Below are 24,850 nucleotides of genomic sequence, written 5' to 3' on the forward strand. Positions count from 1 at the left end.
TGCACCAAACGGCGTTCTGTTTCATAAAGATGCAACGCTGCCGCTTGGTAAAGCGCTTTCTCTTGTGTTTTTTCAAATTTTAAGAACTAATTGTTCTTCTAAATCTTAACTTGACTGGGGAATAAAGTATTTTTTCACGCCTTCTAACAACACCATTAATTGGCTCTGATCCTATTAATTCCCATCCATTTTTTAAGTAATACTCAATTTCACTACTGACATCTATACTATCAACGCAAGTATTCTGAAATTCATAAAAAATAGGAACCTTTACTGGAGAACGAATTACTTTTATATCTCCATTCTTGCCAAGGATATTGTTATTATTTCCTTGCACTTTTTGCTCAATTTTGTCAGACATTTTTATTCTTCCCTCATAATATGAATATTTCCAGTGCCAACCACATTATTAGAAGATCCTTGTACTATTTGAGAAATTGAAGTCGCCTTATTGCGAATGCCCGACATATACGCAATCGCCTCCACTTTCCCCCTTTCATCCAAATCATTAAACGCAATCAACGCCATTTTTTCTTGGGTTGAGAGTTCTTGGTCTTTTTTCTGCCCAGTCAATAACCAATTCAAATCAGCATCGTATTTCTGTGAAAGAAAAGAAAAATAAGCAATAGATATTGCAGTACCTCGTTTCCAGTTGGATATAGTGGATTTTTTAATATTTAGAATTTCAGCTAATTCCTGATCTTCTTTCACAGCAGCAATAATTTTCATTCTTTCGATGATTTCTGTGTTGTTCATTTTTTAATCTCTCAGTAAAAGGTTCATAGATTAATGTTTACAGTTCATCAAAACACATTTAGAATGTAAATAAATAAACCAAAGCAACCAAATAAATACTTGGTTACAACAGTAACAACATAGCACAAAAAGGGAGTGTTTCCAATGGAAAGACCAGCAAAAAGAACGCCGTTAATTCGGCTAACCCGTGCGGTGAACGAGCAAGTGCAACGCCTTGCAACAGAAGAACGCCGCAAAGTCACCAATATGGTGAACATCTTGCTTGAAGATGCCCTAAAAGCCCGAGGCATTGAGTTAAACCCAGTGCAGGAATAGGAGGGGGCAATGGGAAGACGTAAAGAAGAATTGGTACTGACCCCAGAACTTGAAGCCAATTTAAGGGCAAGACGGTTTTTAACAGTGAGGGAGTTCGCCGCACTTTATCACAAATCAGAGCGTCAAGTAACTTATGCCATTGAGAAGAAAAGGTTAAAAATCCGTGAACGCGAAACGGGAAGAAGTATGTTTTTTATCGATATGGTCGCCAGTCAGCGACTAGGCGGCACGGTATAGACCGCACTCATCAAAGTGCGGTGGGATTTTTTGATAATTTTATAGGTGGAGAAAATGGAAAAATTAAACGTTAAAACACATCATCAGCAAACCCATTCTTACGCTGATAATAATCGTTGCTTGCTAACCTTTTCGCACGGGCGTTACGAATTTGCTGATTTAGCGGTATATCCCGTTCTAGCCTTGGATCTATTGCAAGTGCAAGCACGGCGAGTTGATCGGCTTGTTGGGATCGGTGCAACTGATTTAACAAGCCCGTTAAACGGCGAAGATGAAACGCAAAATCCGCAGGCTGAAATAATTTCAGTTCAAGCCCTAATTGGTAAAGTTGCTGAATGTTATTTTCAGAAAGCCGATCCGCTTGCGAGCTTGCAAGGCAACTCTTGCAAAAACATTCCAACAAGCAGTAGCCGTTGTCGGGGTGAATATCCTGTTGCTTTTTTTCCTCTTGTGTCGGTTGTTGGCTCTCTTGGTCTGCCATTGCAGGGTGAAATCTCTCCATATCGTCATATTGCATTATTTGTCCCTCTACTTGATGCGTTAAATGTAAAAACAACGAATGTGATTGTTGAGCTGTTGCAATTACTTATCTTAACGGAGGCGGCACAACGTTTTCAAGTGATTAAAAAACCGAGAAGGCAGGAGCTGTTGGTTAGGTTGAGAGGCATTATTGAATTTTATGTCGATCAATTAGGTTAATAGAATGGAAAAACCGCACTCATCAAAGTGCGGTGGGATTTTAAAGAAAATTTATAAGGTGGAGAAAATGAAAAAATTAAATCAACGTGAAATTTATATTAAATTAGAAGCATCAAGCTACACCCTGACAACATTAACCATTATTAATCAAAAAACGGGTAATGAGCTTTCCGCAGTGAGAAAAGCCATTGAGGAAGTTAAGCAAGCGATTAATCCTGTTTCTTCTCACCCAACACCCCAGCCAAGTAGCGATCAAAGATTTCCGCTAACAAAACATCTTTTTCGTGAACTTCGCCGAGAGCGTGCAGCATCTCTTGCTCAAAAACGTCAAACACGTCATCAAGAGATTCAGAACGAACCAACGCCCGCACCAGTGAGCGATTCAGCGTTTCCAAAAATGCCACTTTCATCTCAAGCTCGTTTAGACGTACTTGCTGTGTTTGAGCGTTTTGCTTTTGGGGAACAGACATATGATGACCTCTTTAAGTTAAGTTGTGAGTTAGTTGAAATTTATACGCAAGGATACAGTAAAACCAAAGGGGCTGACAATGAAAAAACGCACCCAATCCACTCAGACTAAAGGAAAAATAGAAATCACCCCGTTAGGGAAACGGCTTATTACCACTTGCCCTAACGGGCAGAAAGCGAGGTTTGTCGCTGTGCAAATTTGGAGAATTGAGAATGGCATTTACTGAATTTCCTACGATTATCCCAACCCCGAAAGAAGTCAATCAAAGGGGGATCGCCTATTGCCGTAACGTGTTAGGAGATAAAGATCCGATAACCAAAGCCTTTAATCGCCTTTCTCAACCCGAAAAGGGTTGTGTGATTGCCCTTGCAGGCACAGAGAGCGGGGATTTAAAAACGCCTTTTTTGTCTGATTTACGCTTAGAAAATTACACTCACGAAGGCTATAGAAAAATTGCAAGGGCAATGTGGCGAATACGGACGTTAGCCAATCAGTTACCCGATTTCAGCACGTTAAAAACCTACACCACACAAGATCAGTTAATGACAAGGGAAAAATACAATGCAACACACAATTAATTTGAGCCGTTTGAATATCAATGTGGCAAAAGGGGCGATGTTTTATTGGGTAGATAGCCATAACGCCTTTTTAACTTATGCAAAACGCGATAAAGCGAGAAAGCAATACTTTTTAAACAAAGCGGCACAATGCCGAAGACAAGCGGCGGATTTAGTCAGCCTAATACGTTTAGCACGCGTTATTCATTAAGGAGAAACCACAATGACAATTCAACATCAACACATTATTGAGCTTTCCAACCGTTATCAAATCGTCTTTAGTGATAATGGCTTTATTTTGTATCAGCTTGATTTAACCGATGAAGGCGTGTGGAAACGGTCAAAAGTGCAACTTTGCCGTAACTTTGAAGCGGTGGTTGAAACCCTTGAACATTGCGAGTTAAACAATGAGGACGTGAATAGCTTGCGTGATTGTGCAAGCACGTTACAAGCCATTTTAGGCGAAATTAAAGAAATCAAAGCGTTATCAGTTAGTCAATAATCTATTTTCAGGGCGGTTGTGATGTCATTACTTCCTTCTAACAATTCTACCGCGAGCAATCGCCCTGAACCTTTCTTTCAGGTGTCGCCACCTATTCCCTATAAACCGCAACGCGATCCCGATGAACAGCTTACCGCTGCACAGTTAGATCTGTTTGAAACCGTGCCAGAAGACTATGAATTTGTCGAAGCCTTTTTAAAACAATTCCCCCGAGCAAGGTTGCGTGAGCATTTTCGCCATTTGTATTTGCGGGAATATCGCAGTGTAAAAGATGATGGGTCGATTGCCTTTGCTTGTGGCAATAAGCAACGTTATCACGCCAATACTTGGCTGCGTGCTTTGGGCGGGCGGTTGGAGTTGGTGTTTGGCCAATACCCTATTCACCTTGAGGGGTTGCTTGCCTTTCAGGGGAAAAACCCGAAATGGTTAGAAGATTTGCTGTTTGATCTCAAGGTAAGTGCAGCAAACGAGAAATACAAAAAAGCCTTTGAAGCAGACTATGACAGCGAGAAAACCGCTCAAAACTATGCTCGCTGGTATGCTCAACAACGCAATAAAGCCAGTGTGCCGTTTTATTTGCTCACAGAAACCAAGTTAAAAACCCTTGCCGACCAGTTAGCCCGTGCCTTTAGCCAACATCATTATGACTATGTGCAACGCATTGCGAAACAGCACCAAGGCGAGCCATTAAGTGCGGTGGAAATTCAGCAACATTTTTTTAAGCTCTACCAACAATGCGGCGAACTCTGCGAAAAAATCGGCTTCCCGATGAACCATTGGGAAAGTCACAAAAACGCTAAGAAACTGAAAGGGGAAATTATTGATGCCGCTCTTTGCCGTATGGCGTGCGAAAAATATTGGTTTAAACGTATGCGAACCACCCAAAAGCAAATGGTAGAACATATCGCCATTGCGTGCGGTGGCGTGCGTCGTGGGTTGGCTCAATATATTTCTAACGAGGGCTTCAAAGAGTGGACGTATCAAATCAAGAAAAATCACGATTTTTTGAAGCAAATGATCGTAGAAAATATTGACGACCCCGCCGAACAAGCCGAGCTGTTCGATATGTATTTCAAAAGTTCCAGTAATCCCGCGTTACGTCGTAAAGAGCTGATGAACCGTTTACGCGGCATTGAAGAGTGGGCGGAGGAAAAAGGGCATATGGCGTTATTTTTAACCTTAACCGCCCCGAGCAAATACCATTCACACCACGAAAGCGGAGCGAAAAATAAAAAATATAACGGAGCAACACCAAAGACAACGCAGAGCTATTTGAATAAGGTATGGAAACGCTTCCGTGCCTTACTCAAAAAGCGTCGCATTGCCTTTTACGGTATGCGTGTCGCCGAGCCACACCACGACGGCACGCCGCACTGGCATTTGTTGCTTTATATCCAACCGAAGCATAAAGACGAAGTGATCCGCCTGTTTCGCTTGAAAGCCCTTGAGGAAGATGGGGACGAGCGAGGGGCAGACGAACACCGCTGTAAGGTGGAAGAATGCGATCCCGCGAAAGGTACGCCAACGGGCTATATTGCCAAATACATTTCAAAAAATATCAACGGCTTTGCCCTTGATGATGAATATTCAGATGAAGATCCAGAAATGCGATTAAAAGATAATGCCGCCCGTGCGAGAGCGTGGGCGAGCTGTTGGCATTTACGTCAATTCCAATTCTACGGCGATAAGTTCGTTACGTTATGGCGTGAATTACGTCGCCTTGCGAGCCAAGTAACGAAAGAAGAACGCAACCAAAAAGCCCAAGGTTACAGCAATCAGTTAAGCCTTGAGTTATCCCACTCACAAGCAAAGCCTTATCCGAAAGCGTGGCAATTTGACGATCGCACCCTTGCTCGTGCGGTAACTTGTGCCGACGTGGCGATTATGCGGCGTTTGTCGATTGCTTAACGCCAAACGGTTTTTTAAGTGAGCGGAAAGATAACCCGCTCAAAATGCACTATGAAACCAGCGAGCCGAACCATTACAACGAAACACGGAAAATAATTAAGGGGGTAAAAAATGCCTTTTCCTTAGCTGAACCGATTTTAACCCGTCTTAAAAAATGGGTGATTAAGAAAGGTGATCCAAATCGCCACACCAAACCCCACGAGCGTAGCTAGGCTAACTTAGGCGGGCTTGCCCGCCCTTGGACTTGTGTCAGTAACTGTAACCTTAAAGAACGGTCAAATTTAGAGCAAAGGATCAAAGAAGTAGTAAGACCGATAGCAAAACCACTCAATGATCGACAAATAAATTGGATATTGAAAGGTAATAGGCAAATTTTAAACCGTAAATATTCGATAGAACTTATCAATGATGAAATAAACCTCATTGAAACGAAGCAACCTGTTCAGGCTGTTACGTCTGACACGAGTGGCGTTTTACAAAAAATTTGGGATATATTTTCTTGATATTAATCAAATTCAACTAATAGGAAATAATTATGAATAAATCTAATACAAAGAAGCAAGATAAATACCTATGGGCAACACCCTGGTGGGTGTTTTGGTTTGCCGAAGCCTACTTCGGGATCAAGTTTGATCTTGATGTGTGTGCAATGGCACATAACAAGAAAGTGAAAAAATACATCAGCCCTGAACAAAACACCCTACTTACAGACTGGAACGGGTGTTTTTGTTGGTGCAATCCGCCTTATTCCAATCCCTTGCCGTTTGTTGAGCGTGCTATTGAGCAAAGCCAACAACATAATAAAGTGGTGGTGATGTTACTCAATGCGGACAATTCAACAAAATGGTTTGAACGTTGCGTCAAGTATGCAAGTTGGGTGGTATTTATCACACGCGGAAGAATCCCATTTATTCACAATGGCACAGGAAAAGAAACCAAAGGCAACAGCAAAGGGCAAATGTTGGTGCTATTTACCCCAAACACCAATCGTCTTGCACCAAGAACTACTACTTATGTTCCAATGCAAGAAATCCGTGAAATTGGGAATCAATGGGCGACTGAACAGGGGTATCGCCAATGAGTTATCAAGATTTTTATCAATGTGCCGATCGCCCAATTACACAACACAGCGAATTTGAAAGCTACTTGAAAGAATTATTGTTCAAGAAATCCGAAAGAGAAGATTTTTACCGCCGATTATTGGCAAAAAATCACGATGTTTCTTGCGATACCTTTAAGGATTATTTTGAACAATATGCCGCCGAGCGAAAAAGCAATAAACAAGATTACACACCCAATGCTGTTGCGGAATTATTGAGCATTCTCACTAATGGAGAAATGTCAGAACCTAACGGCTACACTGCTTATGATCCCACTGCTGGCACAGGCTCTTTAATTATTAAAAAATGGTATTCCGATATGATGCAAGAAACGATTTTCAGCTATGCCCCGCATCGTTATTTTTATCTGTGCGAAGAGCTTGCGGACAATGCTATCCCCTATCTTTTACATAATCTTGCCTTGCGGGGAATGAATGCCATCGTGATTCACGGTAACACGTTAGAACGTGAGGCAAAGCAAATATATTTTATACAAAACAGCAAAGATGACTGTATGTGCTTTTCAGATATTAACGTAATGCCGCACTCTGAAGATATTGCCAAGGAATTTAATATTCAAAATTGGCTTGAACCTGAAATTAAGCACATTGAAAGTGGTCTTGTTATTGGCAAACACACTTTACCAATGCAACGCCAACCACTGATTATTAATACAGAATATAAAGAACAACCGCAAAAGGAAATCAAACCTCACGAAGGGGCAAAATTGGAAGATGTCGCCACGATAGAACGCGTAAAAAAAAAAACAAAATTTACCGCAAGGGGACAATAATTGTTCAGCTATCAGCGACCAAGGGGCAAGTGGGTTTGCTCGAATCCGATGGTAAAGTTGGTACACAATACGCCGCAATAGATAGCCAGTTTTTTGATGATGACTATTTATTTTTGAAACTACAAAGAGATTTGCCCCGCTGGGTGCATCGTGCGCAAGAGGGGCGCTGAATATTAAATTAGAAGATTTAGCGGCAATGCCGTTATAGGAGGAATAATGAAAGAACGTTTCACGAAACTATTAAATAAATTATTAAATCTATTCGCTGCTATGCTTGCTCTCTCTTTATTAATTTTATTTCATATAATCATTTTTTGCCAAATTCCTGTAGATTTATTAATGGGGAATAAATCAGATTTCTTGAAATGGTTTATTGCTTATAAATATTGGTGGCACTTGTTATTAAATGAATTTGGCTTAATCAGTGGAGATAAATTTCAAGAAACGCAATTAGCTTTTAATAATTTATTTAAAGATTAATCAATCATAATAAATGCGAGTGGAAATATGCTCAAGAAATTAAAATATTTTTTATTCGGACTATGGTATCCCGTTTCTTATGAAAATTATCGGGATATTAGTTACAGCAAGATAGGATCAGAAAGCCATAGAATTTATTGGATTAATTTAAAAACGGGTAAACACAAAACAACCTACTATTTTAATAAAGGGTTTATGTCAGATTATCGTTTTAATATTATGCAAAATATTTATAAAAAGAATTATATTATTAGGGAAAAGAAATAATGTATAAGATTAAAAATATCATTAAATTTATAGTGACTATATTAAAATTTATTTTTGGTGTGTTACTTTTATTATGTACTATTTATCTAGCTATGAAATATGAAAATAGTTTACAAGTAATTCCTATCAGAGAATGCAGCCCTTTCTCTTTTTGTGATTATAGAAAATAAAATCAGTACGACGCTCATAAAAAAGCAAAACCGCTTAGACAATTTTTATGATCTATATCTCATTTCTATAAAAAATAACCCTAATGACCCTAGAAATTCTTGCAAAACCCCTCACTTAGGGTTATAATAACCCCATAAAATAACAAAGAGGGAGAAACGTGAACAGTGCAAATTTGATAAAACAGGTTGAAAAGGATGGTTGGGTGCTTGTATCAGTGAAAGGAAGCCATCACCAATTTAAGCATCCCACGAAGAAAGGACGCGTTACCATCCCACACCCGAAAAAAGATTTACACATAAAAACAGTAAATTCAATCTTAAAACAAGCGGGGCTAAAATAGCCCCCTTTCAGAACAATATTAAATAACGGAGTAAATATGCTATATCCAATCGGAATTGAAATGGGCGATGAAAAACACGCTTACGGCGTTGTTGTGCCTGATGTACCAGGTTGCTTCTCTGCGGGTGATACGTTAGAAGAAGCCTTTACTAACGCAAAAGAAGCCATTGCATTTCATATTGAGGGAATGCTTGAAGATGGCGAAGAAATTCCTTTGCCAACCGATTTACAAAGACATATGCAAAATAAAGAGTATGAGGGATTTACCTTTACTGTGGTTGATGTTGATCTTACCCACTTGATGGGGAAAGCTGAAAAAATTAATGTTACTCTACCAAAAATTTTAATCAACAAGATTGATAACTACGTTTCAACTCATCCACAATACAAAAGCCGTAGCGGTTTCCTCGCTCAAATCGCTACAGATAAATTATTATCCGCATAAAAACAAAACCGCTTAAGCGGTTTTATTTTTGTAAGTGCGGTAGATTTCACAAAGGGCTTTTATTCCTTGCGGGCGTGAATTGCCAAGTTCGGCAAGAATTTCATCAAATTCATTGGCTAGGTCTGTTGGCATTTGTAGCATAATTCGGCGAACTTTCCCTTCTTCAAGGGCTTTTTTGGTGTGGGCGGCTGCGGTTTTGGCTCTTAATTTTTTGCTGTGTTCTGTCATTGCGTTTGCCATAAGTCTTCCTCTATTACATCAAAACTTGATTTTTATCTGAATCTTCATTAAGATTGGAGTCATCGGAAGGTTGCCCCCTCCCGATGGATTATCTTAGAACGCTGGCATAGCCACCATTAGCAAGATAATTAGGATAATCACTTTACTAGCATAATATCCTAAACTCCATTTTAGCCCCACTCTGAACAGCGTGGGGTTTGCTGTATCTAGCCCTTGCTAGATGTTTTGTATTATATTATATAAAATAATAAACGCAAGTATTTTTTTATTTTTTTCTCAATAAAAAAGCCGCTTTCGCGACTTTATTATCATTCTAATTCTTGCTTCAGTTTTTCCTTATCTTCTTCCGACAACTGCCCGATTAGTAATTTTAGTAATCTCTCTTTCGTTAATAGGCTTGTTTTAGTTGTATGACTAAATTCTTGGTTAATCACAAATTTATGCCCGCACTTGGAATTACGGCAAGAACAGTATAATTTACTAAAATTACTGTGTATTCGATCAGTTCTTGTGATCATTGCTTTTGAGTTACATACATTGCAATAAATATCTGCTGTCCTTGCCATTTTTAACAACCCCTATTTACCTACACAATGGTAGTAATATATCAAATTACTGTTAATTTATACATATAAAAAATAAAAATTTATTCCACTTTTTTTGTGTCTAAAAACTTGACTTTTAACACATTTCCAATCTCGGGATCGCTATTAATCGCTTGGCTAATAATGGACTGCATTGGCAACACTTCATCTTGTCGATAAGTATCACGTAATTTGATTGGGTCGCCCAATCCGCCTGCATTACTTGGGATAATTCCCCCTAAGCCGGGTGGGAATCGGTGAGCGGTTAAAATATCCTGGGCGGATATGTTTTTGATGTTGGCAAATTCATCTTTCGTGCCAGTATCGCCAATTGGAATAATTTTCACACCATCGGGCGAACCATTGGGAATATTGATAAACATACTTTTAAAATTCCCCACCCCGCGGCTTTGCTCAATTTTTTTCGCGAGTTCTTCTTCCATTTCCTCGTTGAGATCGGGATCGGTCGCGTACAAAATAAAGCCCATATGTGCCCCATTGCTAAAATAACGGCGGCGGAATATGGTTGCATCTGAATTGAGCAAAGCGGATTGAATCCCGCCCACATAATCGGGTGAGCCGTAAACTTGCTGCATTGGATCATAGAGCTTAATAAAAATGATGTCTTTCGCGTCAAATTGATACACCTCGTTATCTTCATTCAGCAAGGATTTACGCAGCAAATAGGTATAGCCGCCATCTTTACGCACTCGCAAATAAAGAGAAGATAACACGTGCAACCGTACCACTTGCCCAAAGCCATTGCGGATTTTGAGCAAGCCCACGTCGCCAAACTGAATGAGATTTAAACATAACGCCCGCATATCCATTTTTGACAATGCCCCGCCCGCATAATCACTACTGATCATATTGGCACGGCTATTTAAAATGCCGCAATGTTGGGCGTTTTGGTGCGGCAATTTTGCCAACACTTGGCGATTAATCGGTGGAAGATAGCAGTTGTAAGTGTTATCAAAGCCCAAGCCCATATAATCCAACGCGGGGGAACCCGTTAGGCTGTTTTTGTCCAATTCATTCCAGCTAAAGGCTTTCACTTGTGCGCTTTTTTGTTTTTTAAGTGCGGTCTTTTTTTTCGTCATTTTTACATTCTCCAAACGCTGCGGCGTTTTTTGTTTTCATTAAGAGGTTTGTGATCAACAGCATTACAAATCGCCCAAAACACATCAGCGTGCTGGTTTTGGCTAGTGCGGTCAGCGATATAAGTCATTTGCCCACCGCTTCGGGTGGTGGTCTGTTTAATCATTAAGAAACTAGCTGGAATATCCGTTTCTTGCTCCGACCATTCGATCAAGCCGTTTTCAACTAAATCATAGACTTTCAGCACCATTGAGGCTTTCACATCAGGGCTATAATTAATGGCAGTGGTTGCACGTGGGGCGAAATCTTTCACCATTTCATACACCCCCACACCTACGCCCGTGGCATCAATGCCGATATGGGTAAAATGGTATTTTTCAGCCAGTTCTTTAATTTGTTCTGATTGATACTTATAGCTAAGCCCGTGCCACTGGTGGCGTTCCAATACACGGAATTTTTCTTTTGGCAAAATGGGCGGAGCAATGACAACAAAACTCGCTCCGTCCACACTGTGAGCGGGATCATACCCGCCCCATACTTCACGCCCTCCGATCGGGTTCGGATCGTTAAAATTAACGTCTTTCCATTTGTGCGTTTCTACCGCACATTTGAGCAATTTAGAAATAGTGAAAATGGAATCGGCATCATCAACCCACTTACACATAAAAAGCTGTTCAAACGCAGCACGGCTATATTTTTGGCGTAGTGCGTCAATATCAAATAGCACGCCTGCCCCGCCCGCAATGGCATCTTCAATAGTGATGACATAACGCCATTGCCCATCAGGGCAAACGCAGCCGCCTTTTCGCATTGCTTCAAAAGTGGGGAAAACAACTTCTTTACGTTCAGCCGATCCTTGTTTCCAAAGCTCACCACTCCAGAACTTATAAGCTCCGTGAAATTTTGAAGAAGGGGTAGTAAAATAGGTTTCACGCCATTTTTTGTGCGTTGCCATTGCCGAAGATACGGTATTAAATTCTTCAAAATTGCGTAACCACGCGTATTCATCGCCGTAAACGTGTCCGTGATAACCTTGTGCCATGGATTTATTGGTGGATAAAAAATGGAGTTCCGCCCCATTGCTTAAAATAATCGGATTGCCTTTAAGTTCTACCTCAAAATATTCTTTCGCCATTTTGATGATGTAGGTTTTGAAGATTTCCGCTTGGCGTTTGGAGGCTGATAAAAAGAGTTGGTTATCCCCTGTTAAAATGGCATCTTCCAAGGCTTCAAAAGCAAAATAGTAGGTCATACCCACTTGGCGAGATTTTAGAATATTGCGGACTTTGTGATGCTTGTTGTCGCGACAAGTGAGCTGATAACTAAAAAGCGTATCAAGAAACGGCTTAAACATTTCGGGCGTAATGTGCGAAACGTCATTTTTCGCTTTTTTCGGCTTTTTCTTGCGATCTTCTGTTTCGGAAAAATGGGCTTCAGATAACACCGCACTTTGATTTTCCGAAATCGGCTTTTGTTTTTGTGTTGCCCGTTGCTTTTTATATTGCAGATTCTTATCAATCAAGGCTTCTAATTCCTTGATTTCTTGATCTGTTTTGCCCTCTCTTTCCGTGAGCGTGATAATCTGCAAGGCAATCAATTCTTCTATGCCTTGTTCGTTGATTAAATTTCGCCAATTGTACTTCTCCGCCCAATAATAAATCGGGCGGGCAGAATTTAGCCCCAGTTCTTGAGCGATTTCGGAGGGTGTCCATTTTTTCAAATATAAATGTCTTGCCCCGTAAATCACTTCATCAGAATAACGTTGGGATTTTCGCTTGCGTAATGTTTTGATCGTATCCATACCGCTATTTTTCGCCATTTCAACGGAAAAAATAGCAGAGAAATTAGGATATGTTCGGATATGGCTCGTTTTTGCGGTATATCCGAACATATCCGAATTTTACACAGTGATTTTTTGCCAAAGATGGGAAAGAATGCCCGAAGTAATGATTGAAACCTTGCAACCAAAAGGCAGAAAAAATGAAGAACGAAAGCAAAATCAAAACAGGGTTTATTTGTGTGGCGACATCGGGTTATTCCGTGGACGGTCGTCAGATTACTGCCGCCGAATTGCACGAAATGGCAGAAAGCTATGATCCTGAATTGTACACTGCGAATTTATGGCTAGAACATCGCCGCTTTATGAGTTTCGGGCAAGTGCTAGAACTCAAAGCTGAAGATCAACCTAACGGCGAAACCAAACTTTATGCCGTAATCGCCCCAAATCAACATCTTGTTAGTCTCAATGCTGAAGGGCAAGGCTTATTTTCTAGCGTTGAAATTATGCCGAATTTCCGAAATACGGGAAAAGCCTATTTATTCGGTTTAGGGGTAACGAATTACCCAGCTTCCGCAGGAACAACAAAACTTGATTTTTTCAATGTAAATCAAAATGGTAGCGAATTTGGCGAATTTGTAAGAATTGATTTTGCTATTCCCACAGAAAACGAAGAAGAAAAAATTAAGCGCGGGTTTCTTGGGGCGTTAAAGGAATTTTTTGTAAAACCAGCTCAAACCAATGAGCAAACTCAATCCGATAATAACAATAACAAAGAGGAAAACCTTATGACCGATGAACAACTTGCCAAATTTGGTGCTGTGATCGCTACCGTTGTGGCTTCCGCTTTTAGTGCCAAGCAAGAGCCTGAAAAGCCCGCTGAGCCAAAGGCAGAGCAACCAAAAGAAGCCCCTGCTGCGGAAAATCAAGGCGTAACCAAAGAAGAATTTAACCAGCTTTTAAGTGCTTACCAAGAACTAGAGCAAAAATTCAACACATTAGCACAAGAAGCTACGCCAATCCCTCACGGTGTGCCAGTACAAGGCAAAGAAAACGTGTATTCCGTGAATGGCTATAACATTGATTTAAGCAAAGGATTTTAATAATGAATCGTCAAGCATATTACTCCCTAGCGGCGGCATTATCCGCACATTTTAATGTGCCAATGGACGCAGTGTTACGTGGTGAGAGTTTTTCACTCAAAGCCCCAGAAGCAGCGTTATTGGGTTCAAATATTCAGCAACGTTCTGACTTTTTGAAACAGATCAATATGGTGCAAGTAGCTACTTTAAAAGGTAACAAACTCTTCGGTGCCACTGAAAAAGGGGTAACAGGACGAAAAACAAACGGACGTAACCTTGCCTCATTGGATCACACTCAAAACGGCTTTGAATTAGCAGAAACCGATAGCGGTATTCTCATTCCTTGGGCGTTATTTGATTCTTTTGCATTGTTCAAAGATCGCCTTGTTGAGCTTTATAGCGAATATTTCCAAAATCAAGTGGCATTAGATATTTTGCAAATTGGTTGGAATGGTCAAAGTGTGGCAGCAAATACCACAAAATCAGATTTATCTGATGTAAATAAAGGTTGGTTAAAGCTGCTTGCGGAACAAAAAGCCGCTAACTTTATGACAGAAGCAGAGGCTTCAAGTGGAAAAATCACGATTTTTGGCGAAGGTTCCTATTACGCTAACCTTGATGAATTAGCCTTCGATTTACGCCAAGGCTTAGACTATCGCCACCAAAACCGAAACGACTTAGTGTTCTTGGTGGGGGCGGATTTAGTCAGCAAAGAAACCAAACTCATCCAGAAACAACACGGCTTAACCCCAACAGAAAAAGCCGTTTTATGCTCGCATAATTTAATGGGTAGCTTTGGCGGTATGAATGCCATCACTCCGCCTAACTTCCCTGCTCGTGGTGCGGTGGTAACGGCATTAAGTAATTTGAGTGTGTACACCGAAGCGGAAAGCGTACGCCGTGCATTGCGTAGTGATGAAGATCGTAAAGGGGTGATTACCTCTTACTATCGCCAAGAAGGCTATGTGGTTGAGGATTTAGGCTTAATGACCGCAATCGATCACACTAAAGTCAAATTTGCAGGTGAAAGCTAAGGGGTAAAAAATGGGAATGCGTGAATTTCAAAAGCGAATGGAAAAACTGACCGCACTTGAAAACCAAGAGGCGGTAAAAATGGCTGATGTGGTTTCTCACAGTCAGCAAGAGGTGATTGATATTGCCTTAAAAAATGACGTTGAGAAAATTCGCTCACTCCCTAACCTTGCAGACCGTGCAGAATACAAACGCAATCACTTTTTGCCAAAGTGGTTGCCGTTAGTCGATGACTATTTTGCCAAAGGAGAAATTTATCAAAATGATGTTATTGCCTATTGCATTATCTATTCTTTTGATGTTGGCGATTTGGGCGGTGCTACACGATTGGCGAGAATGGCTATTGCCCAAAACCAAGCAATGCCAGCCTATTTTCGCAGTACCTTGCCGACCTTTGTGGCTAACCAAGTGTTGGCGTGGGCTGAAAGAATGGCTCACCAAGGTCAAAGTGTGGAGCCTTATTTTTCTGACACATTTGAAGCGGTGGCGACAGCGTGGAAACTCCACGAAATCGTAACGGCGAAATGGTACAAATTCGCCGCAACGCTCTTTTTACGCAACGCACAAGGCGAAGTTCACGCAGCTAGCGTTGCAGACATTGAAAGCCTTGAAATGGCGTTATTTTTGGCACAAAAAGCCAATGAATACAACCATAAAGCGGGCGTAAATTCAATGATTGACCGCATTATTATGCGACTAAAAAAACTCCACCAAAATGCGGATCTTAACTTGGATATTCGCCATCTTACTGTAGAAGACGCAATAGAAAAGTTACGATCCCCACTTCTTTAGTAACTCACCCCCTAGCCGACAAGGAGCAAGCCGATGTTTAACGGGGTGGCGATTGAATACGATGATAGCGTAATCAGTTCTAACGGCTTTTGGGGCGATATTGAAGTGAGCGAATTTCAAAAACAACGTGCGATCCCCGTTCAAGTGCCAATCGAAATGATAAAGGCTTCACTGATTCAGGCAATGCAAGAAGTTGAATTGGAGCTTGAGGAAGTGGCACAGCATTATCAATCCAAGGGCATTTTGCACGTTCGCGAGATTACCACCGTACAAATTGGCGGGGAAAACTTCGCTCAAACGCAATATAAAAAAGCGGTATTCGCCCGTGCCAAAGCGGATTTATTACCCGAGTTCCTCACGCTATCCGCAAGGGAAATCCACGAGGGGCGGGAGCTGGTACAAGCACAAAAAAGCCTGTTGGCTGAATCCTCTTTCGCAATTCGTCGCTTGAAAGGGAAAAAACGGGGGAAGGTATGGCTACTTTAATGCTGTATCAGCAATTAACGGAATTTTTAAAAAAGCAACTGCCCGAAAGTTATCGGAAGAACCTTTATTCTTGGATTGAAAAAGGGTCATTGATTAATCAAGGTGGCGATATTACCCCAACAGGAATTGAGGTTGCTCATATTCGCTATTCAGCTACGTTGCTTTTTAATGAGTTTCCTTATCGTAAATTATCCGCCGCGTTGGTTATGGCTCAAATTCAAACGTGGCTTAATGAACACGATGAATTACGTTGCCAATTAGATTTTGCGGATTGTGATTTTAGCTTAGATATTTATGACGATGACACGGCAGATTTAACCTTTGATATTGAATTTCAAGAGCCAATTACCGCCGTTATTGATCCAAAAGGCACGTTAGAAATTGACGGTCAGCGGTACAAACTTGATGACATTGAAATTATTACCGCAGAAAAAATAGAGCTAATTATTAATGAATGACATTATTTTGAAATTATCAAAAGAAAGTTTAAAACGCTTCCGCCGTGATATGCGGTTACTAACTCTTTCCCCCGATAAGAAGAAACAAGTTATTCAGCGTACAGCTTGGCGAATTAAAGATAACGCGAAAAAAGCCGTTAATCAACAGCGAAGCCCTGATGGTAAACCGTGGGAAAAGCGAAAAGTTGGCAAAGGGAAAATGCTTAAACGCCGTGCAAAATTTTTGAATACAAAAATACAAGGCAATAACACGGGCGTATTAGGCTATAAAAATAAAAAAAGTTCGGAGTTATCCGCAGAACATCAATACGGCTTAGAAGTTGAGTTAGCGAAAAATCAAAAATTGACGTTAGGCGACAAAATTCAACTTATCAAAAATAAAAATAATCCTTGCTCTGATAGCCAAGCTAAAAAATTAAAAGATTTAGGCTACCAAATTAGGCTTAAAGGTGGGCGAAGAAAAAATGCCAGTTTACGGGAAATCAAAGCACGCTTAACAATGGGGCAAGCTGGGCTAATTATCCGCCTAATGAGTAAAGCATTAAATCAAAATAAGCAAAATGCGGTAAATGGAAAAATAAAACTACCTGCACGCCCATTTTTAGATGAAAACACGCAGCACAATGCTGAAATAATGGCTGCCGAATTAGCTAAAGTTTTGACACTAAAATAACAACAATAACAAGAGGTCAATCACTATGTACCCTTATGTACGAATTAACGCCCTTAATCAATTAAGTGGCCCGACAAAAGAAGTTGAACGCCACGCCCTATTTGTTGGCGTGGGTGAAACCAATAAAGAGAAATTGATTGCGATCACCCCTGACAGTGATTTAGACAAGGTTTTTGGCACAACTGAAACCGAGTTAAAAAAACAGGTGCATACCGCGATGGTCAATGCCAATTCGGATTGATACGCCCACGTGTATATTGCTGATGAAAGCGGTTATGACTTTGTCGAGTGCGTGAAAGCGGCTCAAAGTGTGGCAAGTTTTGAATTTTGCGTCAATACCTACACCACGGGCATTGATAAAAGCAAAATCAACGCGTTGCAAACCTTATATAAAGAATTGCTTAATTCCCTTTCTCGTCGCACCTTTTTTATTCAGTCAATCGGCGGAATTAACGCTGATCCAAGCGAGGGAGAAACGTGGGACGAATATGTTGCAAAACTCGTTACCCTACAACAAGAGATCGTAGCCGAACACGTTATGCTTGTGCCTAATTTAATGGGCAATGATGTTGGTGCGTTGGCTGGACGTTTAGCCAATTCTGCCGTTTCCGTCGCGGATAGCCCCGCTCGCGTTAAAACAGGGGCGTTGGTGAATATTGGTGATAACAAACCGAAAGACAAAGACGGCAATGAAATCACCATTGCACACCTAAAAAGCCTTGAGCAAGCCCGCTATTCCACGTTTATGTGGTATCCCGACTATGATGGCTACTATTGGTCTGATGGGCGAACCCTTGATGTAGAAGGTGGTGATTATCAAGCGATCGAAAATGTGCGGGTAATTGATAAAGCGGCTCGTAAAGTGCGATTACTTGCCATTGCGAAAATTGCCGATCGTTCATTTAACTCAACCTCATCAAGTACTGAGTTTCACCAAACTTATTTCGCAACCCCTTTACGCGAAATGAGTAAATCCACCCAAATTGCAGGGATCACCTTCCCTAGAGAATGTATGCCACCGAAAGAAGGCGATATCGTGATTAACTGGATGAATAAAAACGAAGTCAAGATTTATATGAAAGTGCGAACTTATGATTGCCCGAAAGGCATCGAAGTCAATATTTTCTTAGATTTAACCACCTTAGGAGATTAAGGCAATGAGTGCAAGAATTTCAGGAATGAACTTTGATATTTATATGTTAGGTCAGCCGATCCACGTGGAGGCGGTGAGCTTATCCATTTCCGACAACAGTGCAGCGGCGACAAGCCGCGGTGTGCCAGATGGTTTTGTTGATGGTGATGTATCCGCCGAAGGTGAGCTTGAAGTAGATACAAAAAACTTCGGCAAAATCAAAATGGTTGCGGCTGCCGTAGGCAGTTATCGGGATTTACCCGAAACTGATCTTGTGTTTTTTGCCAAACGAGGCAGCGAACGCCAAAAAGTGGAAGCCTTCGGCTGTAAATTACTGATTACCGATCTGTTAGATATTGATCCTAAAGGTGGTAGTAAATCCACCCGTAAAATCAAATATTTTGTAACTAGCCCCGATTTTGTTCGCATTGATGGCGTGCCGTATCTCTCTAGCTACGACACCCGCGATTTAATCGGCTAACCCTATTTGGCGACCGTTTGGCATTAACATAACAATAATAATAAACACAAGAGAAACGAGTTCGCCAATCTTTTTGAGGTGTACCAATGTTTAACGACATTATCAATTTTTTCAAAACCAATACTGCTCCGATTTCAGGATCGGTTGCCGTGGCTTTTGGCAGCTTATCGCCAAATGAAGCCGCAGCGATTGCCAGTATTGTTTTTGGTTTTTGCACTATCGCAATGAATTTTTATTTTAAACATCGTGAGCTGAAACTACGTAAACAAGAAATCGAAAGGAAATATCGCAATGAAAATGAGCCAAAAAACAAACCATAAAGGATTATTAATGTGTGCGGTTTTCGCTGTGCTTGCCCTTGTTGGAGCGAAATATAGCCAAGATTTACGCACCAGCCCGCAAGGTTTGCAACTGATTGCCAACGCAGAAGGCTGTGTACGCAATCCTTATCAATGCCCAAGTGATGTGCTAACGGTAGGTATCGGCACAACGGACAACGTAGAAAAAATTAAGCCGAATAAAATTTATTCCCCTGATGAGATCGCCCGCTTGTATGCCAAAGGGATTAAACAAGCAGAACAATGCGTAAACCAACACGCCAACGGGCAAGCAATGCCACAAGGGGCATTTGATGCCTTGGTAAGCATTACTTACAACGTAGGCTGCGGAAAAATGCAAAAAAGTACCCTGTTTAAACTCGCCAAACAAGGTTACAGCCCCGCAATGTGCGATCAGTTTTCCCGCTGGGTTTATAGCAATGGGAAACCACTCAAAGGGCTTGTGGAACGCAGAAAACAGGAGCGTGATTTATGTTTGGGCGTTTAAGTTTCGCAGATATTGGCTTGTTTGTTGTGATGTTATTTGGCGTGTTACTGACGGCATTTTTAAGCAGCCAAAACAGCCGCTTAAAACAAGAAAATAGTGTGCTTAGCCAACAAGTTAGCCAATTTGAAAAACAAGCCATTGCTACAAATCAACGCTTGTTAAAACTGCAAGAAATGGCTGAACTTGCCACAAAAAAAGCAGAAAAAAACACCGCACTTTATCAACAACAAAAAAACGCATTAAAGGTGGCAAATGAAAAACATAAAAACTGGGCTAATCAGCCTGTGCCTGATGATGTTATTCGGGTGTTCAACACAATCCATTAACACGGCTCAAGCGATTATTTGCCCGATTGTAGCAAGTTGCGATCGCCCGACGTTTTCAATTAGAACCAATGGCGATTTAGTCAATGCCTTAATAGATTATCAGCACAATTTGAGCCAATGCCAATTAGCTAACCGTACATTAAAGCAGTGTATTAGCGACTACAACCAATTTTTACAACAACAATAAGAAACCAAAAGGAAAAACACAATGAAAAATGAAGCAACCCAATTACTTGAAAAATTCGGCATTAAAAATACGCTTACCGTTGAAATTAACGGCATTGAATTAACTTTTAATCGTGATGATGCCGCGTTTGACGCGTTTACGAACGAAGTCGAAAAAGACAACCGTATCACGCCGATCAAAGATTATCTGCTTGCGACAATCAGCAAGGAACACAAAGAAACCTTGTTGCAAATTATTCATTTGCCGGGTGTGGCGTTGGCGTTAAATGAAAAAGTGGGTCAAGCCTTTATCGCTGACATTGAAGTTAAAGTAAAAAACTAATTGAGAGGGTGGAACGGTTGGAGCAAAACGGCTACGCACAAGCGATCGCCTTGCGTATGCACTATTTACCGCACGCCGATAACCACCCTCAAAATTTAGCCCGTGCCTTATGGCTAGACAAAAGGCACTGGGAGAATATGGCGAACACCGTCGCAAATGGGATAAGCAAATGTTTTTAGGGTAAAAGATGGCAATTAAAGGCTTGGATTATGTAATCCATTTAACCGACAAAATGACTGGTCCACTCAAAGGCGTAAGCAAAGGCGTTGATAATTTTGTTAGCAAAACAAAATCCGCAATGAGCAATATTGCAATGGGTGGGGCGGGGCTTTTTGCGGTGGGTAAAAGTATGCAAGCCGCCTTAATGCCCGCAATCGAGATGGATAGGGCTTTAGGTGAGGTGGCTTCTCTTGGTGTGGCTGATAGTGCGATTGAGAAACTTCGCAATACAGCCACCGAATTTGCCGTGGAGTATGGCAAAGATTCCGTTGAAGTGGTGAAATCTGCCTATGGCATTAAACAAGCCTTCGGAGAACTTTCCGATCTTGAATTAAGCGGTTTAACCAAAACCACAAATGTAATGGCAGCAGCAATCAAAACCGACGCGAATAGTGCCAAAGATTACCTTTCCCGCCTTTACAGCATTTACAAAAACGAAGCAGACAGTGTGGGCAAAGTGCAATGGGCCGAAAAAGTCGCCTCACAAACAGCGATCGCTACAACCCTATTTAAATCCAGTGTTACTGATATTGAAGCGGGTTTTAAAACCGTTTCAGGCACAGCCCAAAAAATGGGCGTTTCTCTTGGTGAACAAATGGCGGTGATCGGTCAGTTAGGCGATAAAGTGGATACCACAAAAGCAGGAAAACAATTTGAAAGTTTCTTACTAGGGCTTGATTCCGCCGAGAAGAAACTTGGAATGAGCTTTCACGACAACAACGGCAAACTACTTAGCACCGACAAAATTTTACGCAAATTAAAAGCCAAGTTTGGCGATGTAACCAAACATCGGGACATTTTGAAAAAAGCCTTTGGCGGTGATGGAGCTTACAAGTTTATTGCCAATATGATCGACGAAAGCGATCGACTTGGATCAAACATTGACAAACTCGCCAACGTGAAGGGAATGGACGCAGTGAGTGCTCAAGCTCATAAGATGACGGACGTATGGGAACAGCTAGAAGCCTTAACCAAGGGGATCGCGATTTCTCTTGGTTCATCACTTCAGCCCGTACTCTACCCTATCTTAAGTAAAATTGTTGGAATTGGTAAAGGCTTTTTAGAATGGCTTAATACTTATCGCAATATTGCCCGTTGGATTGGTTATTTATTCAGTGCCTTAATAGGGTTTGCCGCGGTTGGACCTGTGATTATGACCTTAAAAGGTATTTTCGGGCTTTGGTGGGGATCAATGAAAGGGGCTTGGGCAATCATTACAAAACTCGCACAAGCGACAAAACTCAATATTGTGCTTAATAAACTTTGGGCGGCGACAATGTGGGTAATTAACACTGTAATGAAAGTGATCTCCATTGGTGCACGCTTAATGTGGGCGGCGGTAACGGGCCCTATTGGTTTGGTGATTGCGGCGATTGCCTTAATTGGTTATGCCATCTATGCCAACTGGGACAAAATCAAAGCCGCTTGTTTAGCAGGCTGGGAATGGCTCACGGCACAATGGAACGCCTTTACGCAGTGGCTTTCTGAACTTTGGGGAAGTTTCAGCGGTGTGCTAGCGGAATTGTGGGATGGTATTTCTGCCGTATTTACGGATTTATGGGCGGGTATTCAAAACGGTTGGGATCAAGTGGTGGCGTTTTTCTCCAACATCAGCCCGTTAGAGAGTTTTAAAAAATTAGGCAAAGGGCTAATTGATATTTTTACGAACGCGTATAACAGCCTAAAAAATAGCCTCATCGAAATGGTGAATTGGCTGATTGAGAAGCTGAATAAATTGCCGGGCGTGAATATTGATTTAATCCCAACTGTTAGCACGGAAAGCACAAATAGCCCGCTAACAGGTGCAGAAAAAATGGCGAGCTTAAGCCATTCACTGAACGCGGCAAACCTTGCCGCAAATGCAGGCAATACCGCGGTCTTGCCGTCACTTCCTGACGCGGTGAAACCGAAAACCGAATTTAAGCAAGGCTTTTTGGCAAACAAAAACATTTCAAATCAAACCTCGCACACCGTGAATTACGGTGGAGTAAATGTGTATGCCAATGATCCAAAGGCATTTGAAAAACAAATGCAGGATAGAACCGCACTTGGAGCTGCTTAATATGGATAAGCTGTATTTTGACTTATTGATCAAAAACGAAGATTTAACCTTAGATAGCGGCGGCTTGCCGATATTATGCTACAACCAGCAATCTATCGCCCAAGATATTAAGCACGCGATTTTGGAAAGTGGCTTGGCGACGCAATTAATCGCGGAACGGAGCAAAATTTTACGCCGCGATATTATTTTGCAAATGATTTTTTTAGCTGAAGATGATGAACGGCTTATCCCTGGAACTATCACGATTAAGGAAGAAAGCCCGAACCGCTTATTTTTAACCGCAGAAACCTATGATTTTGGTTCGATCAATTTAGGAATTAACGTCAATGAGTAATGAATTTAAACAAATCCTTGTTGATTCAGGATTACCCACAGAAGAAAGCGAAATTCGCCAAGAATTTGAACGGCTCACACAGCAAGAGGGGCTAATCACTAACACTAGCCGAATGTCGCCTTTTTGGCGTTTAATCTCCGCAGTTGCTATTCAGCCTGTGAAATGGCTTACTCATCATTTAATCAGTGAAATTTTGCCGAATTTATTTGTAAAAACCGCAAAGGGAAAATGGTTACAGATTCAGGCTTGGGCGGTGGGATTGGATTTTAAAGAAGCAACCAAAGCCGAGGGGGAAATCACCTTTTACAAACAAAGCGATCTCACGCCGATCATTATTCCACAAGGCACAATCGTACAAACCGAGCGAATTAATGGGGTGATTTTTAGAGTTATCACCACGGCGGCAACGGAGATCCCCAAAGGCTCAATCAGCGGAAAAGTTCCCGTTATTGCGGAAGCTGCAGGCAGCGATTATAACCTTGCGTCAGGCTACTATCGCATTTTACCCGAACCCATTAACGGCATTGAAAGCGTACTCAATGAAGCCGAATGGTTGCTTACACCGGGATCAGATAAAGAAACCGACGAAGAGTTACGCCAACGCTATCGCACGCAGTTTTCTAGTGTGGGACAACATCATATTGATAGCGTTTATCGCGGAATGATAGCCAAAATTGCTGGGTTATCTGTGGATCGTATTTACTTTAAACACGACGCACCAAGAGGACCGGGAACAGCGAACGCCTATCTTTTATTAGATACGGGGGTAACCAGTCAGCCTTTTGTCGATCGCGTTAATCACTATGTTCGTGATGAGGGATATCACGGACACGGGGACGATTTACTTTGCTTTGCAATGCCTGAAACGCAACATCGTTTAACCTGTAAACTTTATTTTGCTCCTAGCCAAAATGTGAGCGAATTAAAACAAACTGAAATTAAAACCCAAGTAGAAAATATGATCCGCTGTGCATTCCGCGAAAATAATAATTATGCGGTAACTAAAACCTATCCGCACAGCCGCTTTTCTTGGTCGCGGTTAGGTGAAGAAATTCACGAAGCTCAACCGTTGATTTCCTCAATTATTTGGGGACAACAGGATATTTTGAGCGATCTCGCTATTCCACGCATTCAATCTTTAACGGTGAGTATAGAACAATGATAAAAATAACCTTGCCTTTTTGGTTGGATAAAGGCGAATTAAATAAAATCGCCCGACTTTTTGAAAAATGGTGGGCTTATAGTTTAAGGATGTTATCCACGCCATTTTCAATCTTTGACGAAGAAAAATGCAGTGAAACTATTTTAAATTTCATTGCGTATTCTCGTGATATTGAACGTTTCAAGGGTGAACCCTTAGCCCTTTATCGTAAGCGGGTCAAATATGCCTTTTTAAATGCCAAAGACGCAGGCAGCAAAATGGGATTTATCCGTATTTTTGACCGTTTAGGAATTGGATACGTTGAAATTGAAGAGCGTTTTGATTTAGAAAATTGGGATGTCATTAAAATTAAACTTAATGACTCACAACTTGCAAAAAATCCCGAATTATTAATGTTAATTATTCGCAAATATGGGCGAACTTGTCGCCGATATACGTTTGAAGTAATGACAAATAATAAACTCACCATTTATCACGGTGAATTTGATTGTGATTATCGTGCGTATCATTTTAAAGCCAACGTATAACAATAATAAAAATA

General features: G+C 41.2%; 38 protein-coding genes and 1 pseudogene. 32 read left to right on the plus strand and 7 right to left on the minus strand.

Annotation, left to right across the window (positions count from 1 at the left end; all coding sequences use genetic code 11):
* Window positions 1-79: 79 nt before the first annotated feature.
* The gene (locus DXZ23_RS00115) at window positions 80-361 is read right to left on the minus strand and encodes a hypothetical protein (protein ID WP_017807124.1); all 282 of its coding nucleotides are present in this window, start codon (window positions 359-361) and stop codon (window positions 80-82) included.
* 2 nt (window positions 362-363) lie between these two features.
* Entirely contained in the window at window positions 364-756 is a 393-nt protein-coding gene (locus DXZ23_RS00120; protein WP_017807125.1) for a helix-turn-helix domain-containing protein, read from the minus strand.
* Window positions 757-900: 144 nt separating this feature from the next.
* On the opposite strand from DXZ23_RS00120, the gene DXZ23_RS00125 reads away from it, so the two are divergent.
* Both DXZ23_RS00125 and DXZ23_RS00130 read left to right on the plus strand, forming a co-directional pair.
* Window positions 901-1,071, plus strand: a complete 171-nt coding sequence (locus DXZ23_RS00125) for a hypothetical protein (RefSeq protein WP_017807126.1) — start codon at window positions 901-903, stop codon at window positions 1,069-1,071.
* A gap of 9 nt (window positions 1,072-1,080) precedes the next feature.
* Entirely contained in the window at window positions 1,081-1,308 is a 228-nt protein-coding gene (locus DXZ23_RS00130) for a hypothetical protein (RefSeq protein ID WP_017807127.1), read from the plus strand.
* Between the two features lie 70 nt (window positions 1,309-1,378).
* Here DXZ23_RS00130 and DXZ23_RS15190 read toward each other — a convergent pair whose 3' ends face one another.
* On the minus strand, window positions 1,379-1,825 hold the full coding sequence (locus DXZ23_RS15190; RefSeq protein ID WP_123797038.1) for a hypothetical protein: 447 nt from the start codon (window positions 1,823-1,825) through the stop codon (window positions 1,379-1,381).
* Between the two features lie 249 nt (window positions 1,826-2,074).
* Between DXZ23_RS15190 and DXZ23_RS00140 the strand changes: the two genes are divergently transcribed.
* The 12 genes from DXZ23_RS00140 (at window position 2,075) to DXZ23_RS00190 (ending at window position 9,038) form a co-directional block, all read left to right on the plus strand.
* Window positions 2,075-2,587 (plus strand): hypothetical protein, encoded by a 513-nt coding sequence (locus DXZ23_RS00140; RefSeq protein WP_017807129.1) that lies wholly within the window; start codon window positions 2,075-2,077, stop codon window positions 2,585-2,587.
* Entirely contained in the window at window positions 2,556-2,702 is a 147-nt protein-coding gene (locus DXZ23_RS15280) for a hypothetical protein (protein WP_158529138.1), read from the plus strand. The genes DXZ23_RS00140 and DXZ23_RS15280 overlap by 32 nt, the downstream gene beginning before the upstream one ends.
* Window positions 2,689-3,054: a hypothetical protein gene (locus DXZ23_RS00145; RefSeq protein WP_017807130.1), complete on the plus strand. Its 366-nt coding sequence runs from the start codon at window positions 2,689-2,691 to the stop codon at window positions 3,052-3,054. Before DXZ23_RS15280 ends, DXZ23_RS00145 begins: the two co-directional genes overlap by 14 nt.
* Window positions 3,038-3,244 (plus strand): hypothetical protein, encoded by a 207-nt coding sequence (locus DXZ23_RS00150; protein ID WP_017807131.1) that lies wholly within the window; start codon window positions 3,038-3,040, stop codon window positions 3,242-3,244. The genes DXZ23_RS00145 and DXZ23_RS00150 overlap by 17 nt, the downstream gene beginning before the upstream one ends.
* Window positions 3,245-3,256: 12 nt before the next feature.
* On the plus strand, window positions 3,257-3,535 hold the full coding sequence (locus tag DXZ23_RS00155; protein WP_017807132.1) for a hypothetical protein: 279 nt from the start codon (window positions 3,257-3,259) through the stop codon (window positions 3,533-3,535).
* Window positions 3,536-3,556: 21 nt separating this feature from the next.
* Entirely contained in the window at window positions 3,557-5,443 is a 1,887-nt protein-coding gene (locus DXZ23_RS00160) for a replication endonuclease (RefSeq protein ID WP_051052691.1), read from the plus strand.
* A gap of 44 nt (window positions 5,444-5,487) precedes the next feature.
* The gene (locus DXZ23_RS15285; RefSeq protein WP_021723678.1) at window positions 5,488-5,655 is read left to right on the plus strand and encodes a hypothetical protein; all 168 of its coding nucleotides are present in this window, start codon (window positions 5,488-5,490) and stop codon (window positions 5,653-5,655) included.
* A gap of 323 nt (window positions 5,656-5,978) precedes the next feature.
* Window positions 5,979-6,524, plus strand: a complete 546-nt coding sequence (locus DXZ23_RS00165; RefSeq protein ID WP_017807133.1) for a phage N-6-adenine-methyltransferase — start codon at window positions 5,979-5,981, stop codon at window positions 6,522-6,524.
* On the plus strand, window positions 6,521-7,336 hold the full coding sequence (locus tag DXZ23_RS00170) for an N-6 DNA methylase (protein WP_017807134.1): 816 nt from the start codon (window positions 6,521-6,523) through the stop codon (window positions 7,334-7,336). The genes DXZ23_RS00165 and DXZ23_RS00170 overlap by 4 nt, the downstream gene beginning before the upstream one ends.
* Window positions 7,337-7,552: 216 nt before the next feature.
* Window positions 7,553-7,816 (plus strand): hypothetical protein, encoded by a 264-nt coding sequence (locus tag DXZ23_RS00175; RefSeq protein WP_017807136.1) that lies wholly within the window; start codon window positions 7,553-7,555, stop codon window positions 7,814-7,816.
* Window positions 7,817-8,411: 595 nt separating this feature from the next.
* Window positions 8,412-8,594 carry a type II toxin-antitoxin system HicA family toxin gene (locus tag DXZ23_RS00185; protein WP_017807138.1) on the plus strand — a complete coding sequence of 61 codons (183 nt, stop codon included), beginning with the start codon at window positions 8,412-8,414 and terminating at the stop codon, window positions 8,592-8,594.
* A gap of 36 nt (window positions 8,595-8,630) precedes the next feature.
* Complete coding sequence (locus tag DXZ23_RS00190) at window positions 8,631-9,038, plus strand: type II toxin-antitoxin system HicB family antitoxin (RefSeq protein ID WP_017807139.1); 408 nt, start codon at window positions 8,631-8,633, stop codon at window positions 9,036-9,038.
* Between the two features lie 12 nt (window positions 9,039-9,050).
* On the opposite strand, the gene DXZ23_RS00195 is transcribed toward DXZ23_RS00190, so the two are convergent.
* The 4 genes from DXZ23_RS00195 to DXZ23_RS00210 form a co-directional block, all read right to left on the minus strand.
* On the minus strand, window positions 9,051-9,278 hold the full coding sequence (locus tag DXZ23_RS00195) for a hypothetical protein (RefSeq protein ID WP_017807140.1): 228 nt from the start codon (window positions 9,276-9,278) through the stop codon (window positions 9,051-9,053).
* 308 nt (window positions 9,279-9,586) lie between these two features.
* Window positions 9,587-9,844: an ogr/Delta-like zinc finger family protein gene (locus DXZ23_RS00200; RefSeq protein ID WP_017807141.1), complete on the minus strand. Its 258-nt coding sequence runs from the start codon at window positions 9,842-9,844 to the stop codon at window positions 9,587-9,589.
* Between the two features lie 80 nt (window positions 9,845-9,924).
* A complete protein-coding gene (locus tag DXZ23_RS00205) occupies window positions 9,925-10,962 on the minus strand; it encodes a phage portal protein (RefSeq protein ID WP_017807142.1) in 1,038 nt (345 codons plus the stop codon).
* 2 nt (window positions 10,963-10,964) lie between these two features.
* The gene (locus DXZ23_RS00210; protein ID WP_026138597.1) at window positions 10,965-12,761 is read right to left on the minus strand and encodes a terminase large subunit domain-containing protein; all 1,797 of its coding nucleotides are present in this window, start codon (window positions 12,759-12,761) and stop codon (window positions 10,965-10,967) included.
* 179 nt (window positions 12,762-12,940) lie between these two features.
* Between DXZ23_RS00210 and DXZ23_RS00215 the strand changes: the two genes are divergently transcribed.
* The 18 genes and pseudogenes from DXZ23_RS00215 (at window position 12,941) to DXZ23_RS00290 (ending at window position 24,836) form a co-directional block, all read left to right on the plus strand.
* Window positions 12,941-13,840, plus strand: coding sequence for a GPO family capsid scaffolding protein (locus DXZ23_RS00215; protein WP_017807144.1), 900 nt, complete (start codon window positions 12,941-12,943; stop codon window positions 13,838-13,840).
* A gap of 2 nt (window positions 13,841-13,842) precedes the next feature.
* Entirely contained in the window at window positions 13,843-14,853 is a 1,011-nt protein-coding gene (locus DXZ23_RS00220; protein ID WP_017807145.1) for a phage major capsid protein, P2 family, read from the plus strand.
* A 10-nt stretch (window positions 14,854-14,863) separates the two neighbouring features.
* Window positions 14,864-15,643: a phage terminase small subunit gene (gene gpM / locus DXZ23_RS00225; RefSeq protein ID WP_017807146.1), complete on the plus strand. Its 780-nt coding sequence runs from the start codon at window positions 14,864-14,866 to the stop codon at window positions 15,641-15,643.
* A gap of 33 nt (window positions 15,644-15,676) precedes the next feature.
* Entirely contained in the window at window positions 15,677-16,129 is a 453-nt protein-coding gene (locus DXZ23_RS00230) for a head completion/stabilization protein (RefSeq protein WP_017807147.1), read from the plus strand.
* Window positions 16,117-16,587 (plus strand): phage tail protein, encoded by a 471-nt coding sequence (locus DXZ23_RS00235; protein WP_017807148.1) that lies wholly within the window; start codon window positions 16,117-16,119, stop codon window positions 16,585-16,587. The genes DXZ23_RS00230 and DXZ23_RS00235 overlap by 13 nt, the downstream gene beginning before the upstream one ends.
* Window positions 16,580-17,260 carry a phage virion morphogenesis protein gene (locus DXZ23_RS00240; protein ID WP_017807149.1) on the plus strand — a complete coding sequence of 227 codons (681 nt, stop codon included), beginning with the start codon at window positions 16,580-16,582 and terminating at the stop codon, window positions 17,258-17,260. The genes DXZ23_RS00235 and DXZ23_RS00240 overlap by 8 nt, the downstream gene beginning before the upstream one ends.
* A gap of 25 nt (window positions 17,261-17,285) precedes the next feature.
* Window positions 17,286-18,413 (plus strand): annotated as a pseudogene (locus tag DXZ23_RS00245) (DUF2586 domain-containing protein).
* Between the two features lie 4 nt (window positions 18,414-18,417).
* The gene (locus tag DXZ23_RS00250; RefSeq protein ID WP_017807150.1) at window positions 18,418-18,873 is read left to right on the plus strand and encodes a phage protein; all 456 of its coding nucleotides are present in this window, start codon (window positions 18,418-18,420) and stop codon (window positions 18,871-18,873) included.
* 86 nt (window positions 18,874-18,959) lie between these two features.
* Window positions 18,960-19,193: a phage holin gene (locus DXZ23_RS00255; RefSeq protein ID WP_017807151.1), complete on the plus strand. Its 234-nt coding sequence runs from the start codon at window positions 18,960-18,962 to the stop codon at window positions 19,191-19,193.
* A complete protein-coding gene (locus DXZ23_RS00260) occupies window positions 19,165-19,698 on the plus strand; it encodes a lysozyme (RefSeq protein ID WP_017807152.1) in 534 nt (177 codons plus the stop codon). Before DXZ23_RS00255 ends, DXZ23_RS00260 begins: the two co-directional genes overlap by 29 nt.
* A complete protein-coding gene (locus tag DXZ23_RS00265; protein WP_017807153.1) occupies window positions 19,683-20,024 on the plus strand; it encodes a hypothetical protein in 342 nt (113 codons plus the stop codon). Before DXZ23_RS00260 ends, DXZ23_RS00265 begins: the two co-directional genes overlap by 16 nt.
* On the plus strand, window positions 19,990-20,211 hold the full coding sequence (gene lysC / locus DXZ23_RS15200) for an Rz1-like lysis system protein LysC (protein ID WP_130261555.1): 222 nt from the start codon (window positions 19,990-19,992) through the stop codon (window positions 20,209-20,211). Before DXZ23_RS00265 ends, lysC begins: the two co-directional genes overlap by 35 nt.
* Window positions 20,212-20,232: 21 nt before the next feature.
* On the plus strand, window positions 20,233-20,532 hold the full coding sequence (locus DXZ23_RS00270) for a putative phage tail assembly chaperone (RefSeq protein ID WP_017807154.1): 300 nt from the start codon (window positions 20,233-20,235) through the stop codon (window positions 20,530-20,532).
* An 8-nt stretch (window positions 20,533-20,540) separates the two neighbouring features.
* The gene (locus tag DXZ23_RS15290; RefSeq protein WP_021723664.1) at window positions 20,541-20,711 is read left to right on the plus strand and encodes a DUF6890 family protein; all 171 of its coding nucleotides are present in this window, start codon (window positions 20,541-20,543) and stop codon (window positions 20,709-20,711) included.
* An 8-nt stretch (window positions 20,712-20,719) separates the two neighbouring features.
* Window positions 20,720-22,813 (plus strand): phage tail tape measure protein, encoded by a 2,094-nt coding sequence (locus DXZ23_RS00275; protein ID WP_017807156.1) that lies wholly within the window; start codon window positions 20,720-20,722, stop codon window positions 22,811-22,813.
* Between the two features lies 1 nt (window position 22,814).
* A complete protein-coding gene (locus DXZ23_RS00280) occupies window positions 22,815-23,147 on the plus strand; it encodes a DUF2590 family protein (RefSeq protein ID WP_017807157.1) in 333 nt (110 codons plus the stop codon).
* Window positions 23,140-24,309, plus strand: a complete 1,170-nt coding sequence (locus DXZ23_RS00285; protein WP_017807158.1) for a baseplate J/gp47 family protein — start codon at window positions 23,140-23,142, stop codon at window positions 24,307-24,309. The genes DXZ23_RS00280 and DXZ23_RS00285 overlap by 8 nt, the downstream gene beginning before the upstream one ends.
* Entirely contained in the window at window positions 24,309-24,836 is a 528-nt protein-coding gene (locus tag DXZ23_RS00290) for a phage tail protein (protein WP_026138599.1), read from the plus strand. Before DXZ23_RS00285 ends, DXZ23_RS00290 begins: the two co-directional genes overlap by 1 nt.
* Window positions 24,837-24,850: the final 14 nt, after the last annotated feature.

It is taken from the genome of Avibacterium paragallinarum, assembly GCF_900450705.1.
Lineage (GTDB): Bacteria > Pseudomonadota > Gammaproteobacteria > Enterobacterales > Pasteurellaceae > Avibacterium > Avibacterium paragallinarum.